The sequence below is a fragment of the Corynebacterium sp. HMSC072A02 genome (genome assembly GCF_001810085.1).
Taxonomy (GTDB): Bacteria; Actinomycetota; Actinomycetes; order Mycobacteriales; family Mycobacteriaceae; genus Corynebacterium; species Corynebacterium hesseae.
Genome location: NZ_KV799871.1, coordinates 38702 through 54895, shown reverse-complemented (window position 1 = coordinate 54895; position 16194 = coordinate 38702). Strand labels below are relative to the sequence as shown.

15 protein-coding genes and 3 tRNA genes are annotated in these 16194 nt (G+C 59.4%); 8 read left to right on the top strand and 10 right to left on the bottom strand.

The features are described from left to right. Positions 1 to 23 precede the first annotated feature (23 nt). Positions 24 to 938 (top strand): DUF3515 domain-containing protein, encoded by a 915-nt coding sequence (locus tag HMPREF2698_RS10415; protein ID WP_070524370.1) that lies wholly within the window; start codon positions 24 to 26, stop codon positions 936 to 938. Between the two features lie 50 nt (positions 939 to 988). On the opposite strand, the gene HMPREF2698_RS10410 is transcribed toward HMPREF2698_RS10415, so the two are convergent. Together HMPREF2698_RS10410 and HMPREF2698_RS10405 are read right to left on the bottom strand one after the other, a co-directional pair. After that, positions 989 to 2059 carry a D-alanine--D-alanine ligase family protein gene (locus tag HMPREF2698_RS10410; RefSeq protein ID WP_070524372.1) on the bottom strand — a complete coding sequence of 357 codons (1071 nt, stop codon included), beginning with the start codon at positions 2057 to 2059 and terminating at the stop codon, positions 989 to 991. 21 nt (positions 2060 to 2080) lie between these two features. Further along, positions 2081 to 3079 carry an NAD(P)H-dependent glycerol-3-phosphate dehydrogenase gene (locus tag HMPREF2698_RS10405; protein ID WP_070564367.1) on the bottom strand — a complete coding sequence of 333 codons (999 nt, stop codon included), beginning with the start codon at positions 3077 to 3079 and terminating at the stop codon, positions 2081 to 2083. A gap of 147 nt (positions 3080 to 3226) precedes the next feature. On the opposite strand from HMPREF2698_RS10405, the gene HMPREF2698_RS10400 reads away from it, so the two are divergent. Further along, positions 3227 to 4225, top strand: a complete 999-nt coding sequence (locus HMPREF2698_RS10400; protein WP_070564363.1) for an NUDIX hydrolase — start codon at positions 3227 to 3229, stop codon at positions 4223 to 4225. A 46-nt stretch (positions 4226 to 4271) separates the two neighbouring features. Here HMPREF2698_RS10400 and HMPREF2698_RS10395 read toward each other — a convergent pair whose 3' ends face one another. From HMPREF2698_RS10395 to leuC, 3 genes are all read right to left on the bottom strand, one after another. After that, positions 4272 to 5180, bottom strand: a complete 909-nt coding sequence (locus tag HMPREF2698_RS10395) for a hypothetical protein (RefSeq protein WP_070564360.1) — start codon at positions 5178 to 5180, stop codon at positions 4272 to 4274. Positions 5181 to 5255: 75 nt separating this feature from the next. Beyond that, positions 5256 to 5846 carry a 3-isopropylmalate dehydratase small subunit gene (leuD, locus tag HMPREF2698_RS10390; protein ID WP_070533004.1) on the bottom strand — a complete coding sequence of 197 codons (591 nt, stop codon included), beginning with the start codon at positions 5844 to 5846 and terminating at the stop codon, positions 5256 to 5258. Positions 5847 to 5862: 16 nt separating this feature from the next. Then, positions 5863 to 7305 carry a 3-isopropylmalate dehydratase large subunit gene (gene leuC / locus HMPREF2698_RS10385; protein ID WP_070533006.1) on the bottom strand — a complete coding sequence of 481 codons (1443 nt, stop codon included), beginning with the start codon at positions 7303 to 7305 and terminating at the stop codon, positions 5863 to 5865. A gap of 48 nt (positions 7306 to 7353) precedes the next feature. On the opposite strand from leuC, the gene HMPREF2698_RS10380 reads away from it, so the two are divergent. After that, the gene (locus tag HMPREF2698_RS10380) at positions 7354 to 8067 is read left to right on the top strand and encodes an IclR family transcriptional regulator (RefSeq protein ID WP_070533008.1); all 714 of its coding nucleotides are present in this window, start codon (positions 7354 to 7356) and stop codon (positions 8065 to 8067) included. 63 nt (positions 8068 to 8130) lie between these two features. Here the strand turns inward: HMPREF2698_RS10380 and HMPREF2698_RS10375 are convergent, their stop codons facing one another. After that, a complete protein-coding gene (locus HMPREF2698_RS10375; RefSeq protein ID WP_232748517.1) occupies positions 8131 to 8877 on the bottom strand; it encodes a S1 family peptidase in 747 nt (248 codons plus the stop codon). Between the two features lie 223 nt (positions 8878 to 9100). On the opposite strand from HMPREF2698_RS10375, the gene HMPREF2698_RS10370 reads away from it, so the two are divergent. Together HMPREF2698_RS10370 and HMPREF2698_RS10365 are read left to right on the top strand one after the other, a co-directional pair. After that, entirely contained in the window at positions 9101 to 9391 is a 291-nt protein-coding gene (locus HMPREF2698_RS10370) for a hypothetical protein (RefSeq protein ID WP_070533011.1), read from the top strand. A gap of 115 nt (positions 9392 to 9506) precedes the next feature. Next, the gene (locus HMPREF2698_RS10365; RefSeq protein ID WP_246819462.1) at positions 9507 to 10223 is read left to right on the top strand and encodes a hypothetical protein; all 717 of its coding nucleotides are present in this window, start codon (positions 9507 to 9509) and stop codon (positions 10221 to 10223) included. A gap of 57 nt (positions 10224 to 10280) precedes the next feature. Here the strand turns inward: HMPREF2698_RS10365 and HMPREF2698_RS10360 are convergent. Next, positions 10281 to 10353 (bottom strand) — tRNA-Glu (locus HMPREF2698_RS10360). Positions 10354 to 10988: 635 nt separating this feature from the next. Here HMPREF2698_RS10360 and HMPREF2698_RS10355 point away from each other — a divergent pair. Continuing rightward, the gene (locus tag HMPREF2698_RS10355) at positions 10989 to 11393 is read left to right on the top strand and encodes a hypothetical protein (RefSeq protein ID WP_070564358.1); all 405 of its coding nucleotides are present in this window, start codon (positions 10989 to 10991) and stop codon (positions 11391 to 11393) included. Then, complete coding sequence (locus tag HMPREF2698_RS10350; protein WP_070564355.1) at positions 11386 to 11715, top strand: transcriptional regulator; 330 nt, start codon at positions 11386 to 11388, stop codon at positions 11713 to 11715. The genes HMPREF2698_RS10355 and HMPREF2698_RS10350 overlap by 8 nt, the downstream gene beginning before the upstream one ends. A gap of 84 nt (positions 11716 to 11799) precedes the next feature. Here the strand turns inward: HMPREF2698_RS10350 and HMPREF2698_RS10345 are convergent. The 3 genes from HMPREF2698_RS10345 to gltX all read right to left on the bottom strand — a co-directional run bounded on the left by HMPREF2698_RS10345 (position 11800) and on the right by gltX (position 13674). Then, positions 11800 to 11875, bottom strand: a tRNA-Glu gene (locus HMPREF2698_RS10345). Between the two features lie 55 nt (positions 11876 to 11930). Beyond that, a tRNA-Gln gene (locus tag HMPREF2698_RS10340) sits at positions 11931 to 12002 on the bottom strand. Between the two features lie 172 nt (positions 12003 to 12174). Next, positions 12175 to 13674: a glutamate--tRNA ligase gene (gltX, locus tag HMPREF2698_RS10335; RefSeq protein ID WP_083303830.1), complete on the bottom strand. Its 1500-nt coding sequence runs from the start codon at positions 13672 to 13674 to the stop codon at positions 12175 to 12177. Between the two features lie 162 nt (positions 13675 to 13836). Here gltX and HMPREF2698_RS10330 point away from each other — a divergent pair, with 162 nt between their 5' ends. Then, a complete protein-coding gene (locus HMPREF2698_RS10330) occupies positions 13837 to 16179 on the top strand; it encodes a choice-of-anchor M domain-containing protein (protein WP_070564352.1) in 2343 nt (780 codons plus the stop codon). Positions 16180 to 16194 lie beyond the last annotated feature (15 nt).

Below are 16194 nucleotides of genomic sequence, written 5' to 3'. Positions count from 1 at the left end.
TATCAGCGATAGGATAAGCCCCTATGGATACCCAATTTAACCGCACCGCTATATACATCTCACTCGGGATTGCCATCGCGATGGTCTTCGCGGTGATTTTTGGGGCAAAGTACGTCATCACCAGCGCCGCGCAACAGCCGGTGGCGCTGCCTCCCACTCCGTCTGAAGCAGCGGACTCCCCCGAATGCGCCGCTGTCGTCGACTCTCTGCCGGAAAAGCTCATGGGATACTCACGGGTCGAACTCGTCGACCCAGCCCCGGCGGGTGCCGCAGCCTGGACGAAGAGCTCGGAGGACAAAGTAACCCTGCGCTGTGGCGTTGACCTGCCGCAGCAGTTTACGGATTATTCCCAGACCATCGAGGCCGACGGCGAATCCTGGTTGCAGGTCATTGACGCCACCCCCGGCTCGAACCTCACGACGTGGTACAGCACCCAGCGCACTCCTGCGGTCGCCGTGACTACGTCTACAGGCGACGCACATTCCGACGCCCCGCAAGGGCTAACAGAAGCCCTCAACAAACTAGATAAAAAGCCTCAAGACCCCAATCCGGCACCGCTATCCAAACTCAAGGCAGGTCCGGATTCCATGTGCCCCGCGCTGGACAAGGCTCTGCCAGACTCACTCGCGGAGGGCTATACGCGCCGCACGGATGCTGGCGCTAAGAACACCTGGGTCTACAGCGCGCCGGGCCATGAGGAAATAGTCGTGCGCTGCGGTGTCGCCGCTCCAGAGAACTACCGCGCGGGCGTTCAGCTCCAGCAGGTTAATGACGTCCCTTGGTTCGAGGACACCACGCTGGCGGAAGGCACAACGGCCGGCACGTGGTTCGCACTCGGCCGCGCGGAGGACCTCGCGCTGTCTGCCCCGCAAGAGGCAGCGAACTCGGCGCTGGTGCGGCTTAGCGACGCCCTCGTTGAAGCCACCCCCGCTCAGTAGGTGTCGCGGCCTCTTTCTTCACCACCTTCCCTTCGCGCACGGCTCAGGGACTAGGAACGCGCGAGAGCGGTCTGGATGAGAGTATCGAGCAGTTCGGCGTAGCCCACTCCCACGGCGGCGAAGACCTGCGGGTACATCGAAATCGGCGTGAATCCAGGGAAGGTATTGATCTCGTTGATGCAATAAGAGTCTTCGCTAACGAAGAAATCCACGCGCGACAGCCCCGTAGCGCCCAGCGCCCGGAAGGCCTCGATGGCGCGCTGACGCAGCTCGTCGATGAGCTCCGCGCTTAGCGGCGCAGGAATCGCCGCCGACACTCCCTCATCGATGTACTTGGCATCGAAGTCATAAAAGCCTTCCTCCGACTCGGTGGTCCCCAAAAGCTTGGCCGGAACAGAGGCTTGCAGGCTTCCGTCCGGGTGCTCGAGAACGCCCACCTCAACCTCGTCTCCGCGGATCTCAGGCTCGACTAGGACCTTGTCATCGGACTCATAAGCCAGGGCCAGCGCCGCGTCAAAATCTTCCCACGCGGAAACCTTGGAGACACCGATGGAGGAACCGCCCCGCGCCGGCTTCACGAAGACAGGCAAACCAAGGCGCTCTTTCTGAGCATCATTCAGCGTATCTCCACCGCTAAGCACTTCTTGGGGTGCGACGGGAAGACCTTCGGCCACCAGGAGCTTCTTGGTGAACTCCTTGTCCATACCCACCGCAGAGGCCAGTACGCCCGCGCCGACGTAGGGGATTCCGGAAAGCTCAAAAAGGCCCTGTACCGTGCCATCTTCCCCATAGGGTCCATGGAGAACCGGAACGATGACATCCACCTCTGTGTAGTGCTCGTGGCGGGTGACATTGTGGATGCGCCCCCGTGTTGCGGGGTTGAGAGATAGTGCCAACTCATCGTGGAGTTCCACCTCAGGCAGGCGCCCATCGACAATGGCGAGGCCCGCGCGGTTGCCCTGGGTCCAGGTGCCTTCCCGCGTGATACCGATCGGCACGACCTCATACTTTTCCGGATCTAGGTGCTCCATGATCGCGCCGGCGGAAATGCACGACACCGAGTGCTCGGAGCTGCGGCCGCCGTACACAACGGCTACGCGCACAGGTTTCGCTTCAGTCATACCGAGCAACTTTACTCGGCTTTACTCAGCTTTCTTGGTACGACCCATCAGAGCGACGATCATGTCGTCGACAGTCACGCCGCGGTGGCACACTCCATAGACCGCCTGGGTAATGGGCATCTCCACGCCCGCGCGCTGCGCCAACCTAAAGATGGAATCGGAAGAGATAACGCCTTCCGCGACCTGCCCGTTGGTGGCCGCGGTAGCTTCCTCCAGAGTCCCGCCCTGGCCAAGGCGGTAGCCAAAGGTTCGGTTGCGCGAGAGCGTCGAGCTGCACGTCGCCACCAGGTCACCCATTCCAGCTAGACCAGAGAAGGTAAATGGATCCGCGCCCAGCTTCACCCCAAGGCGGGTAATCTCAGCAAGCCCGCGCGTGATAATGGTCGCCATCGTGTTATTGCCCAACCCCTTACCAGCGGCCATACCACACGCAAGAGCAATAACATTCTTGCAGGCGCCACCAATTTCTGCGCCGATAACATCGGTGTTGGTATAGGGGCGGAAATATGGAGCGGCAGCTGCGTGCTGGACGGCCTCCGCGCGGGCAGCATCGCTGCAGGCAATAACCGTAGCGGCCGGCTGCTCCTGAGCCACCTCCTTGGCCAAGTTGGGCCCTGAGAGCACGGCAATGCGGTCAGCGGATACGCCGGCGGCGTCCGCGATGACCTCGCTCATCAAGTTAAGCGTGGCTTTCTCCACGCCCTTCGAAATTGAGACCAAGGTAGCGTCCTCTGGCAAGAGCGGCGCCCATTTTTCCAGGTTTCCGCGAAGGGTCTGAGAAGGAACACCGAAGATGACGATGTCTGCGGCTTCCAAAGCAGCGGCGGGTTCGGTGGTTGCCCGGATCGACTCAGGCAGTAAGAGCTCCGGGAGATAGTCCGGGTTTTCGTGGCGCGTGTTGATGGTGTTTGCCAGTTCCTCGCGGCGCGCCCACAAGCGGACGTCATTGCCGGCGTCAGCAAAGACTTTCGCCAGCGTGGTTCCCCACGAACCCGCGCCCATTACTGCCACGTTTGCCATGTGCCACCTCACGATCAATTCCACTGCATCGACTTTTCCCATTAAAGCACGCCCGGCATTGAAATACGTTCGGCGCGTAAAGCTGCATCGTGGCGGAGAGTGGAGGAAGATGGAGAAGGTCACAAGCTACAGGCGCAAAGGAGCAGCATGCCCAAGGCAAAGAACATGCATGAGACGGATAAAGATATCCGATCGGAGGTCTTCATCTCTGGTCGCCACCAGGAGATCCCTGTCGATCCGGCGGATGAGTTCAAGCGGACGACGCTTGCCGCTGGTGCGGTTCTCTGGCGTGGGGATCCGCACGATCCGGAGGTTGCTATCATCCACCGCCCGCACTACGACGATTGGTCGCTGCCTAAGGGCAAGGTCGATCCGGGCGAATCACTTCCCGTCACCGCCGCGCGCGAGATCTTCGAGGAAACCGGCTACACCGTGCGCCTGGGCAAGCTCATTGGCAAGGTGGCTTATCCCGTTCAAGGACGCACGAAGGTTGTCTACTACTGGCTGGCACGTGTACTCGACGGCGAATACACCACGAATTCGGAGACCGATGAGCTGCGTTGGATGACAATCGACGAGGCCTGCACGCTGCTCTCCTACGACGTTGATACGCAGGTGCTGGCGAAGGCTAAGAAGCGCCTACGCCTGGCTCCGACGACGCGTGTGCTGTATGTGCGCCATGCACGCGCTCACCAGCGCCGCTCCTGGGAGGGCGACGATGACCTGCGCCCGCTGGATAAGAAAGGCCGCCGCCAAGCAGAGATGCTCGTGCCGATGCTCACGCCTTTTCACCCGACCGCCATTTACAGCGCCCCGCCGCAGCGCTGCCAGCACACCGCCGCACCGTTGGCGGATGAGCTCGGCATGGACATCGCTGTGAACAAAGCATTCGGCGATGATGTTTTCACCGAATCGCCTGATGCCGCCCGCGCGGCCTTCCAGCGCGTTGTTGACGGCGGCGGAGTCCCCGTCATCGTGAGCCAGGGACTAACCATTCCGGGAATTATCGAATCCTACGCGCCGAAGTTCATCACGACTCCCATCGACGAGCTCAAGTTCAAGAAAGCTTCGGTGTGGGTGCTCTCCTTCAACGACGGTGAGCTTACCGGCGCAGACTACCTCGCTAGCCCGCTGCCCGTGCGATAAGCACTACATCGCCACTTCACTAGGTACCTTTCGCCGCCCTGCTGCTCTATTCCCACCGCACAGCAGGGCGGCGCTGCATAGCGCGGGTGAAAAGGACCATCCCCAAAGCCCAGATCGGGTAGGCGGCAAGGAAGCCGACGATGGGGATAAATATGACAAAGCTCGTGATGAGGGAACAGATCAAGATAAAGAGCAGCGATTGCCCAAGGTTCTCAATGACCAAGTTCAAAGCCTCCCGGAAGCACTCCATGAGAGGCTTATCCGGGGCATCAGCCTTGATGACAGGCGCTGGCCACAGAAGCGCAAAGAGAATCAGTCCGGGGAAGCCGCCCGCAATTGTTCCGAGCATTGCCAAAATAAAGAAGCAAGCATAGACGCCGGCGCAACCATTCAGCTGGGCAAACCTAAAGTAGTCGCGGAAGGTGACCTTCTCCCCATCAGCGATCTTCCGGGAGCCATTAAAAAGGTTCGCCATCAGCCAGAAAAGATAAGCGAAGGCGGCTAGCACCATGACAACCATGAGAGGGATCCCCACGGTAGTCGCTAAAGGCTCGATGTCCGTGCCATTTCCTTCCATTACTGCGAATACACCGCCTACAACGGTTCCCGGCACAAGAAGAAGAGCAAACGTGATAATGAGATGCACCAGCATGGCCAGCATTCCTGGCACCGGTTGCTTTAAGTAACCCTTGAATGACTGGCCCAGAATATCCATGGCGTCAATGGGCGGTACGCCTGCCCCGCCGGGTGGGTTGCCAGGCGCGGCGCCGGGCTGGTGGTACCCGTAGCTTCCCGTCTGCTGGTAGCCGTAGCCGTTGGGTTGCTGGTAGCCGTAACTCCCGGATTGTTGATAGTCGTAGCCACCGGGCTGGTGATAATCCGAGCCACCGTACCCGGTGCTGCCGCCGAATTGATTGCCGTTCTCTCCGCTAAAGCCGTCAAAAGGATTAGTCATGCTGAGGATGTTAACGGCGCTATGTGCACCGCGCCACAGGAGGCGGGGAATACTACCCCACCGATGCCGCCTCCGCTAAGACGCAAGGACGCGCGGTTTGAATCCCGGGCGCTTGGATTCAAAGGCATCGATATCGTCCTCGTTACGCAAGGTCAGGCCGATGTCGTCGAGCCCCTCCATAAGGCGCCAACGGGTGTAGTCATCGATATCGAAGGTATAGCTATTGCCGCCCACGGTAACCGTGCGCGCCTCCAAGTCGACGGTGGTTTCGGTCTCCCCGGCCTCCAGCTGCTTCCAGATAAGCTCAATGTCTTCTTGTTCCATGAGTCCCGTCAGCAAACCCGCTTTACCGGAGTTGCCGCGGAAGATATCTGCGAAGCGCGAGGAGAACACCGCCTTGAAGCCGTATTCCGCAAGCGCCCACACCGCATGCTCACGGGAAGAACCGGTACCAAAGTCCGGGCCCGCGAAGAGCACGGAGCCCTCTTTAAACGGTTCCTGGTTGAGCACGAAGTTTTTATCGCTGCGCCAATTGGAAAACAGGCCGTCGGCAAAGCCGGTGCGCTTCACGGATTTCAGGTAACGCGCGGGAATAATCTGGTCGGTGTCCACATTGGAGACACGCAGCGGAACGCCGACGCCCGTGTGAGTAATAAACTTCTCCATTGTCTTTTTCCTTTCCTTAAGCGCCGGCGACGGCGGAATCGTCGATGTCTGCTGGTGCGGCCAGGTGGCCCAGAACGGCAGTTGCCGCAGCGACGGCCGGGGACACCAGGTGGGTGCGGCCACCAGGGCCCTGACGGCCCTCAAAGTTGCGGTTGCTTGTCGACGCCGACCTCTCCCCCGGCTTCAGCTGGTCCGGGTTCATGCCCAAGCACATCGAGCAGCCAGCGGTGCGCCACTCGGCGCCGAAGTCGGTGAAGATCTTGTCCAGCCCTTCCTCCTCAGCCTGGGCCTTGACCACGGCCGAAGACGGAACCACCATCATGCGGGTATCAGCCGCGATGCTGCGCCCCTTGACCACTTCGGCGGCCGCGCGCAGATCCTCGATGCGCGCGTTCGTGCACGATCCAAGGAAGACCGTGTCGATCTGGATATCGCGCAGCGGCGTGCCGGGTTTCAGGTCCATGTAGGCCAAGGCCTTCTCGACGGCGGCTTTTTCGCCGTCGTCGCCGCACTCCTCTGGGTCGGGCACGGTAGCGCTCAATGGCAAGCCCTGTCCCGGGTTAGTACCCCAAGTCACGAAAGGCGTCAACGCGGAGCCGTCGATCTCCACGACGGTGTCGAATTCGGCGCCGTCGTCAGTCGGCAGCGTCTTCCAGTACTCGACGGCCGCGTCCCAATCTTCTCCTTGGGGTGCGAACTCACGGCCCTTGACGTACTCAAAAGTGGTCTCATCCGGAGCCACCATGCCGGCGCGGGCACCGGCCTCGATGGACATATTGCAGATGGTCATGCGGGCTTCCATCGACATCTTGCGAATGGCCTCACCGCGGTACTCGATGATGTGGCCTTGGCCGCCGCCGGTGCCAATCTTGGCGATGATCGCCAAAATCAAATCCTTGGCGGAAACGCCCTCCGCCAGCTCACCGCTGACCTCGATGGCCATTGTCTTAAAGGGCTTAAGCGAAAGTGTCTGGGTGGCCATGACGTGCTCCACCTCAGAGGTACCGATGCCCATGGCAATAGAACCGAAGGCGCCGTGCGTCGACGTGTGCGAGTCACCGCACACGATGGTCATGCCGGGCTGCGTAATGCCCAGCTGAGGACCCACTGTGTGAACGATGCCCTGTTGAGCATCACCCATCGAATGCAGGCGCACGCCGAACTCTTCACAGTTCTTGCGCAGCGTGGACACCTGCGTGCGGGAGACCTCATCCTTGATTTCTAAAAGGTTACCGGACTTAATGCCCACGGTTGGAACGTTATGGTCCTCAGTGGCCAGGTGCAGCTCTGGGTGACGCATCCTGCGACCGGCCAGGCGAAGACCATCGAAAGCCTGCGGGCTGGTAACTTCATGCAAGAGTTGGAAGTCAATATAGAGAAGATCGGGCTCGCCGTTCTCCCCTTTACGCACGACATGGTCGCGCCATACCTTCTCTGCGAGTGTCAGTTTCTCAGTCATGTGCCTCTCCACTTGAAATCTCAATTAATGGGACGTAGATTTCATTATATGGGAGAGTATAGTGCAGTATCAGGAATTAAGGTATTGGATCGCGCGGTAGCCATCATGATGGCCGCGACCAACCAACCTTCTACGCTCAACGAGCTTTGTGAGACCACCGGCCTGCCTCGGGCAACGGCACATCGTCTCGCCACAGCGCTCGAGGCGCACCGAATCCTTACCCGCACCCCCGATGGAAAGTGGGGCGCTGGGCCGGCCCTACCCGGCAACCGTGATCGCATAATCGAAACCGCAGGCCCCATTATGGAGGAGCTTCTCGACGCCACCGGTGAGTCCGTCCAGCTTTACGAACTCTCCGGCACCACGCGCACGTGTATCGCCACGCGCGAGCCGGAGATCGGACTCCACAACGTGGTGCCCGTAGGCCGCCAGCTTCCACTCACCTCCGGTTCCGCCGCCCGCGTCTTCGCCGCCTTTGCTGATGTCCATGTTCCCGATGCCATCTTTAGTGAGCACGATGTCGAGCTCGCGCGCACCAACGGCTACTCCGAATCCATCGAAGAGCGCGAGTCAGACCTCGCTTCCGTTTCCGCCCCCGTCTTCGACGGCGCAGGGAACTTCATCGCCGTCCTTTCCGTCTCCGGTTCCGCCGAACGCTTCCGCCCTTCCCCGGCGGAAAAGTTCGCAGATGTCCTGGTTAGCGCATCCAACCGCTTAAGTGCCGCACTCTCCAATGGCACGCCACACGACGGCAACCGTTAAGAACTGGGCACTTAGCGCAGCGCAGTGCAGTGCAGCGGGGTCTAAAGCTTCGAGGCGGCGTTCCTAAATACCGAGACCGAAATACATCGCAAGGCCGCGCAGCCCTTCCGGTCCCGCGCTACTCGTCGAGGACAATGCCTCACCTTTTTCTTGGGCCACCCGGACTGGGTTTCCTGGCTCCCGGTTGGGACGGCGCGGCACCCAACCCTGGTGTTGCAGGCGCGCTAGCTCATCCGCATGTGGCATGCGCGCATAATTTGAGAAAGTAACTGTCCGGCCACCCCGATTAGCCTGGGTGATCCCCTGGTAAATGCCCACAACGCCCGGCTGCCCTGGGACGGACACTGCTCCACCGCTGTCCCCAGGCGCCAGCGACACATCGGCCGCATAGTTCATGCCCGGAAAGACACCCGGCCCCTTCACCGCGGTGCCACACTGACGCGACGCGGCCTGTCCGTCGAAGCACACCGTTGAGCCTTCACCAGGCACCGGTGCCATGCCATCCCCGGTGAGCGGGTTGCCTGCCGAATAGGTTCCGCCGGCGAATTGAATATAGGCCAAGTCATGCCCCGCAGCCCCCGAGGGCGTGAACCAACGCAACGTTCCTAGGTGCTGGCCTGCTTCGTTATACACTTGTTCGCCATTTAAGCCACAGTGCGCCGAGGTCCACGCCCGATTAGCCTCGACGTAACCGACAGTGCACAACGCGCCATCAGAAGCCGCGATCTTTTGCCCTTGCCGAACCGGCACCCCCTCAGCAGCGGTCGCGGGGGCGGCGAGAGCAAAGGCCAGCGAGCATGCGCCAGCCATGAATGCAAAGCCTGGTAAGACACGGGAAAAGCGAAGTTGCGGAGACCTTTTCATCATCACCTCACTCTAGCCTGGGCTACGCCAATTCTCCCTTCACGCCCCGCGTTCAGCTCCGGCGATACCCCCACCCACCCCCACTATTGAAAGTGGATTGAAAACACGCTTTACTAACATTGATAGCTACTGAAAATGTAGTGAAAATCCCCGACCTCCAGGAGGAGCCATGACCCACACCATCCACGACGAGCACACCCACGTCCACGGCGAAGGCTGCGGCCACGTCGCCTTCCCGCACGGCGATCACACCGACTACGTACACGACGGCCACATTCATCGCGAGCATGAAGGCCACTGGGACGAGTGCGAAGCATCCGAGCACACCGTTCACGAGGCCCACGAACACGAGCACGGCGAGGGCTGCGGGCACATCGCTATTCCCCATGGCGACCACGTGGACTACCTGCATGATGGTCACCGCCACGCGGCACATGACGGCCACTGGGATTGCCACTAAGAGCTACCCCGATTCTGTTTATTGAGCTGCCCAATCTGAGTGCACGTCACTGTGATTGGGCAGCTTTCCCCGTTTTCCCCAGCGCATCGCCACACATCTCGTTAGGGTGGGCTTTATGACTTCCACGCGCGCCCACCGTCCCATCGCAGCTTTTGCAGCCATAATCACCGCCGGTGTTCTAACAGTCGGATGCTCCACGTCATCCGAAATGGCAGCGCCGTCGAGGACGGAAACGGCATCGGGTGAGCCAACGTTTGAAAACACTTACCCGGCATTTCAGCCGCTTAACGATGACGCTGAGCTTCACGTTCCGAACGCTGCCGACGAGGCAGCCCCCGACGGCCCTGAACCAACCTTGCCGGACAACGCTAGCGATCAGCCTGCGGACCAGGCTCAACAACCTGACACACAGGCCCAGAGTGCACAAGGAGCCCAAGCCGCCCAACCAGCCGCAGGCCAACGCCAAACCTCTCAAACGGCACAAACGGCCACGTATAACAGCCTTTCTGAACAACTCCCCGAGGGCGACGCCAACGGCGCATCAGTCAGCGTTTACGGCACGCCCGCCACTGTGTGCCAGATGGGCGACGGCTATAACATCGCTTTCGTCATGGCCGGTGCGAACACCAGTTGCGATTTCGCCCGTTCCACAGCAGGCCGCTTGATGACCTTGGCGCCAGGCTCTAAAGACGACCTCCGGTCCTTCATCCCCGGACAGGTCACCGTCAACAGCCCCATTACCCAACAGAACTATTCACTGGCATGCCAAACCGATGAGCACGAGGTCATTCGCTGCACCGGCGGCAATAACGCTGAGGTCCTCATTGTCTAGTCTTAAGCCCCAAACCCAAAAGGCGGCGAGCATGATGCTCGCCGCCTTTTATTTTTGTACCCCGTACGGGATTTGAACCCGTGTTACCGGCGTGAGAGGCCGGCGTCCTAGGCCGCTAGACGAACGGGGCTCGTTTAGCTGTCCGTTGCGGACTTGCTAAACACTATAGGATCGGCGAAAGAATGCACAAATCGGCAGCTAGCATGGCCTTTTACACAAAGAAAATCCCGAACCTCGTTGCCACTTTCGACTGCGATGAAATCATTGACTCTCAGGGCCCGGGCGCGGATCGAATCAGTGGTTATTCCGCTGGCGTGCCGTTGGCAGCTGGGGCCGGAGCACTCGTTAGTCATCGCTAGAGGTTCGGGAGGACACGTGCGCTAACAGCATGTGGTGCAAGGCTCCTACTTCGCTCGAATGTTGGCTTTAAGAAGTTGTGGATTATGGCGATGCCGCCTCGTATTATCTGCTAGAGTCGCGTCGGCGATAGTGATGATTATCAGCTTCCGCCATCCGCTCTCCTTTCTGTCGGGAATGCCTTATACCTGCAGTGTATGACCGCCAAAGGCATAGCGGAAGAGATTAGACCAATTGGCCACTGGTATACCCCCTGGTAACTTTCCCAAGTCCGCTTGCACTTGGACTTTTAACCCTCCGGTAAGGGGCACAACCACACCACTCCTTGATCACAACAGCCCTCACCCCCTTACTTGCACTTAATGCAAGTGATACACTTGCATCAGATGCAAACAAAGGAGTCAGGCCATGAACGATGAACTCAAGATCATTCAAGACGCCCAACAGCGGACCGCCTGGACACAAAGCTGGTGGGCGGTGGCACTTGTAGCGCTCGGTATCGGTAGCAGTCTTGCGCTATCCAAGGTGTCCTGGTGGTACACACTCGCAATCCTGATACCGACGTTCATTCTCGGTTTCCTCCTCAAGGACAAAATCGCGAACCCTTTTGTTCGCCCCAACCCCAACAAGGGGCCGAGGAACGATCGCGCGACATGGTCACGGGTAGTCCTCCCCTTCGCCATGATCATGTCAACTACACCGACCCCCGACACGTGGCCGTGGATGATCGCTTGCGGGGTCATAGTTACTGGCTCGACAGCCTGGATGCTTTACGAGAACAGCAACGCCGCCATCAAGGGCATCAATGTCTAGGCAAGCATCTCACCAGGTCCCTGAACTGGACCCAATTATCCACCCCATCAATCGGCTCAAGATCTGCGCCACACTCTTCTCCGCCGGCGCCACCGAAGGACGGCAGATGAAGTACGGACAACTCGCCGAGCTTACGGAACTCCCCGCCGATACGCTCTCCAAGCAACTAAAGCACCTCGAAGACCACGGCTACGCAAGCCGCACGCGGGAGTACGGCTCTACGCGCGCCAAGGACACCGTGTGGGTCACGCTCACCGAAACCGGCGCAGACGCCTACACACGGCACGTTCTAGCCCTCAAAGCAATGACAGAAGGCCTATAAGCCTCCAGACCAATAAGTCGGGCTAGGATTATGGCCGATGAAAGAAAAAGAGTGGCAAGCGCGTTATGCTTGCCACTCTTTAAGTGGTACCCCGTACGGGATTTGAACCCGTGTTACCGGCGTGAGAGGCCGGCGTCCTAGGCCGCTAGACGAACGGGGCATAGAACTGTGATCACTGACGCAAAGTGCCGCAGCACTTTACGCAGTTATCACTGCTGGCCTACCAGGACTCGAACCTAGAATGACGGTACCAGAAACCGTTGTGTTGCCAATTACACCATAGGCCACTATCGCGTTGAGCCTGCTTGGGGTTAACCCCTCGCCGCTCGCTGCAACGGTTTATTACTATATCCAGCACCACCGATACACACAAATCGCCAGGCCAGATAGCATTTTCGGGACATTAAGAACGATTCTTAATGCCCCGAAATTACAGGCCTGTGAGACTAGCGCTTGAGACTACTCAGCGCTCCACGGAGTCACGGCCAGAGCTGCCTTAAGGCGAGCCAGCGTGGACTCCTTGCCCAGCAGCTCCATGGACTCGAACAGCGGCGGGGAAACCTGCTGTCCCGAGACCGCGACACGCAGGGCGCCGTAGGCCTTGCGGGGCTTGAGACCGAGGTCGTCGATAAGTGCGCCAGAGAGAACCTTTTCAATCTCTTCGGTCTTCCACTCCCCAAGCTCCTCCAACTTGGCAATGGCGACCTCGAGAGGCTGAACAGCCTCCTCCTTGAGGTTCTTCTTCGCCGCCTTGGCATCGAGCTCCAGCTCAGCGTCCGGCGTGGTCAGGAAGGACATAAGCCCGTAAGCGTCAGACAGCGTCTTAATGCGGGTCTGCACCAGGTCGGCGGCGAAGGCGAACTTGTCTTCCGGGTAATCCACAGGGAAGTCGGTGTACTCGGTGAGGTAATCCCGCAGGCGCTGGGCAAAGTCAGCCGGCTCAAGCAAACGAATGTGGTCGGCGTTGATGGCTTCCAACTTCTTCTGGTCGAAACGGGCGGGGTTGCCCAGCACGTCGTGCACGTCGAAGTTGGCAATGAGCTCATCGACGGAGAAGATGTCCTTGTCCGCGGAAAGGGACCAGCCCAGCAGGGACAGGTAGTTGAGCATTCCCTCCGGGATGATACCCGCATCGCGGTGGTTGAACAGGTTGGACTGCGGATCGCGCTTGGACAGCTTCTTGTTGCCCTCACCCATCACGAACGGCAGGTGGCCGAACTCCGGAGTCTGCTTGGCAATGCCCAGCTCAATGAGCGCCTCGTAGAGGGCGAGCTGGCGCGGAGTGGAAGACAGCAGATCTTCGCCGCGCAACACGTGCGTAACCCCCATGAGCGCGTCATCGACAGGGTTAACCAACGTGTAGAGCGGTGCACCATTGGAGCGGGCCACCACATAATCTGGCTGGGTCTCCGACTTAAAAGTCAGCTCTCCACGCACCAGGTCATTCCACGTCCAGTCCTTGTCCGGCATGCGAAGGCGCCACACCGGCTTGCGGCCTTCCGCCTCGAAGGCATCGATCTGCTCCTGAGTGAGGTCGCGGTCAAAGTTGTCGTAGCCAAGCTGCGGGTCGCGTCCGGCTGCCTTGTGGCGCGCCTGCACTTCTTCATTGGTGGAATAAGCCGGGTAGACATAGCCGCCATCCTTGAGCTTCTGCAGGACATCGGCATAAATATCCATGCGCTGCGACTGACGGTACGGCTCGTCCGGACCACCCACATTGACGCCTTCATCCCAGCCCAAGCCGAGCCAGTTCAGCGAATCAATGATGGCCTGGAAGGACTCCTCGGAGTCACGAGCGGCATCGGTGTCCTCGATGCGGAAGATGAGCTTGCCGCCGGTGTGGCGGGCATAGGCCCAGTTGAACAGCGCCGTGCGGACCATGCCCACGTGGGGCGTTCCTGTGGGCGACGGGCAAAAACGTACGCGGACGTCGGAAGTTGTTTCAGTCATGTCAACCATCGTAGTTCAGCGCTGAGTTACGGCACCGCCCGCCCCACTTGGGGGTAATTGAACCCGGTTTCCACTAAGCGTGAACTGGGTTTTCGATCCAGACTAAACGGAATTGATTTCCATTCCCTATAGTGAAATTCTCTCGACAGAACTGAAGAAAGGTTCCACACTGTGGCTCGAACTCGCTCCGTGGCGCTGCTTACCTGCGCCACACTTCTCTTCTCCCCCGCTACCGCCGTAGCCGGCCCTGACGACGGCAAACACGTCGCCACCCAAACGCACATCGATTCCCCCAAAGCATTCTGGGAAGACAATTCTCTTAACCTCAAGAGCCATTCAGCCGAATCCGACCACGATCTCGCCGACACCGTCACATGGGTAGGCAAAGGCTGGGACCAAAACGGCACGAACCAATACCAGTTCACCGTGCCTGAAGACCCTGCGCTCTCCTTCCTAGGGAAGCCGGGCGAAACCTATTACATGGCCCCTGCCAGCGTGCAGGGCAGCCTGGACCCGGTATGGATGGGCTTTGGCGCGGACACTGAGCTTCCTGTCGACAGCTTCCGCGATAACATCGCCTCCCTCGACCTGTTAAGCGTCGATGGACCGGGCGAAGTAGAGATGTTTGGCTACTACCCCGGCCCTGGCGGGCTTCAACGATTCTTTGGCACGTCGGAGGGCGCACCTCACTCCGCGTGGCTGACTAGCGGCACGCATACCCACAACTTCACTGTCTTTTCCAAACCCGGGCGCTACCAGCTCACCTACCAAACCACCGCGCGAAACAAAGACGGCGAGTTCATTTCCTCCAAGCCGACAACCACGTCCATTCAGGTCGGAGGGCAGCGCCCGTCAGACCACAGCACTCCCTCCCTCAAGGAACGCTTCGAACAGGCATCCGCGGGGGACGCTAGCCAGAAGGACTATCGCCTGCGCATCGCCCCTGCTAAGTCCCGTGACAAAGATGGAGACGAGCGGCTTTCCTCCATCGACTTCACTGGGGGCAGTAACGGCACGCTCACGCTGCTTATCGACGGCTACTTCCTCACCGATCTAGCCGTGAAAGATGGCAAGGCACACTTCGATGAATTCTTAGGGCCCGAGGCCTCAACAATCCAAGCTGTGTACACCCCGAAGGACGGCAGCCCGCGCTGGGTGAGCGAGGAGCTCGCCTATTCTGAAAACGCTGAGCTTTCTACCTCCTCGAAGACGTCCGCGGAGTCCTGGACCGAGACCACAAACCCCCGTCAACTCTTCTCCGGAGAAGAGGTTTCGCTATCTGACACGGGACTGTCCGCGCGCGCCGTTCCGGAGGGCGAAGACGCCACCCGCATCATCCTGGAGGCAGCCGATAAAAACCTAGAAGGCTACGTGCACGGTGGCTTCTTTAGTAAGGGAAGCTCGCTTCCGGACATCGATTTCGACGGCACTATCACCCGCGGCCGCGCGGAATTTGTCGTCGGTGCCGATGCAAACTTCAACGGCAATACCGTGCGCCTCGATATTCTTCCGCACCCAAGCATCACGCAAGACTCCGGCAGCATCACGCTGACCGACAATTTCGCTTTCGGAAAAACGTACGAGCGCGTGGGCAAACTCGGCGCTGGGGCTCAGGCTCCTGCGCCAGCCCCAGATAACACTCCTCAGCCCGAACCCGGCGACAACACCGGTGTCTGCGCCGACAAGGCAGTGCTCGACCACGGACACGTCGATATTGCGGTATCCCGTGACGGCGATAAGTTTCTCACCCGCCTCAAGGATGAAACGGCCATCGTGGATAAGAAGACCGTTGAGCGCCCGCTTGACGACGTCGCCCTCGCAGTACACGACAACGCACTGCGCTCCCGCCCTGCCGCGCTCAACGGCAAGGAATTCGACTACCTGGGCAAGGAGAAATTCTTCCTCCTCCCCCAGACTCAAGAGCAGAGCATCATCTGGCCGGGATATAACACCCAAGCTCTCAACTACAAGGACTACAAAGACGGCAAGGTCATGCTCAATATCAAGCCCGTCGAGAAGCCTGAAGGCGCAGAAATTGGGCTCTTCACCACTGAAGGATTAGGCAAAGGTTTTACCCCGCTGATCAACTCAGCCGCAGGAGACTTGTCCATCGAGACCACTTTTGCCTCGCATACCCACAGCAATTGGGTGTTTACCAAGCCGGGAATCTACAAGCTCGAAGTCAGCTATACGGCCACCACCGCCGATGGCAAAGAAATTTCTTCCGAACCCCAGGTGCTCACCGTCGCGGCTGGCGACGCCGCAATCAAGGACTGCGCAAGCTCCAAGGAAGGAAGCGAAGGCGAAGGCACCAACACACCCGGCGGTAAGAAGCCAGGAAACACGAAACCCAGTGGAGATAAGGGGATGACGTCCTCTAAGCCCAAGCTCGACAGCCTGTGGGGATTAGTGCTTCCGGCCGTCGTGGCCCTCATTTTCCAACGCCTCTTCAATTTCTACAACGACCACAGAGCCCAGATTGAGGCCCGCTTCAACGGTCTGCTTCACCGCTAGAAAGGACACACTTCG

Excerpts from the sequence above, each read along its gene's own strand:
- HMPREF2698_RS10410 (WP_070524372.1), bottom strand. The coding sequence starts at position 2,059 with ATGACTGAAGCGAAACCTGTGCGCGTAGCCGTTGTGTACGGCGGCCGC.
- HMPREF2698_RS10365 (WP_246819462.1), top strand. The coding sequence starts at position 9,507 with ATGACTTCCACGCGCGCCCACCGTCCCATCGCAGCTTTTGCAGCCATA.
- HMPREF2698_RS10405 (WP_070564367.1), bottom strand. The coding sequence starts at position 3,079 with ATGGCAAACGTGGCAGTAATGGGCGCGGGTTCGTGGGGAACCACGCTG.
- leuD (WP_070533004.1), bottom strand. The coding sequence starts at position 5,846 with ATGGAGAAGTTTATTACTCACACGGGCGTCGGCGTTCCGCTGCGTGTC.
- HMPREF2698_RS10370 (WP_070533011.1), top strand. The coding sequence starts at position 9,101 with ATGACCCACACCATCCACGACGAGCACACCCACGTCCACGGCGAAGGC.
- HMPREF2698_RS10395 (WP_070564360.1), bottom strand. The coding sequence starts at position 5,180 with ATGACTAATCCTTTTGACGGCTTTAGCGGAGAGAACGGCAATCAATTC.
- HMPREF2698_RS10415 (WP_070524370.1), top strand. The coding sequence starts at position 24 with ATGGATACCCAATTTAACCGCACCGCTATATACATCTCACTCGGGATT.
- HMPREF2698_RS10380 (WP_070533008.1), top strand. The coding sequence starts at position 7,354 with ATGGGAGAGTATAGTGCAGTATCAGGAATTAAGGTATTGGATCGCGCG.
- HMPREF2698_RS10350 (WP_070564355.1), top strand. The coding sequence starts at position 11,386 with ATGTCTAGGCAAGCATCTCACCAGGTCCCTGAACTGGACCCAATTATC.
- HMPREF2698_RS10355 (WP_070564358.1), top strand. The coding sequence starts at position 10,989 with ATGAACGATGAACTCAAGATCATTCAAGACGCCCAACAGCGGACCGCC.
- HMPREF2698_RS10375 (WP_232748517.1), bottom strand. The coding sequence starts at position 8,877 with ATGGCTGGCGCATGCTCGCTGGCCTTTGCTCTCGCCGCCCCCGCGACC.
- gltX (WP_083303830.1), bottom strand. The coding sequence starts at position 13,674 with ATGGTTGACATGACTGAAACAACTTCCGACGTCCGCGTACGTTTTTGC.
- HMPREF2698_RS10400 (WP_070564363.1), top strand. The coding sequence starts at position 3,227 with ATGCCCAAGGCAAAGAACATGCATGAGACGGATAAAGATATCCGATCG.
- leuC (WP_070533006.1), bottom strand. The coding sequence starts at position 7,305 with ATGACTGAGAAACTGACACTCGCAGAGAAGGTATGGCGCGACCATGTC.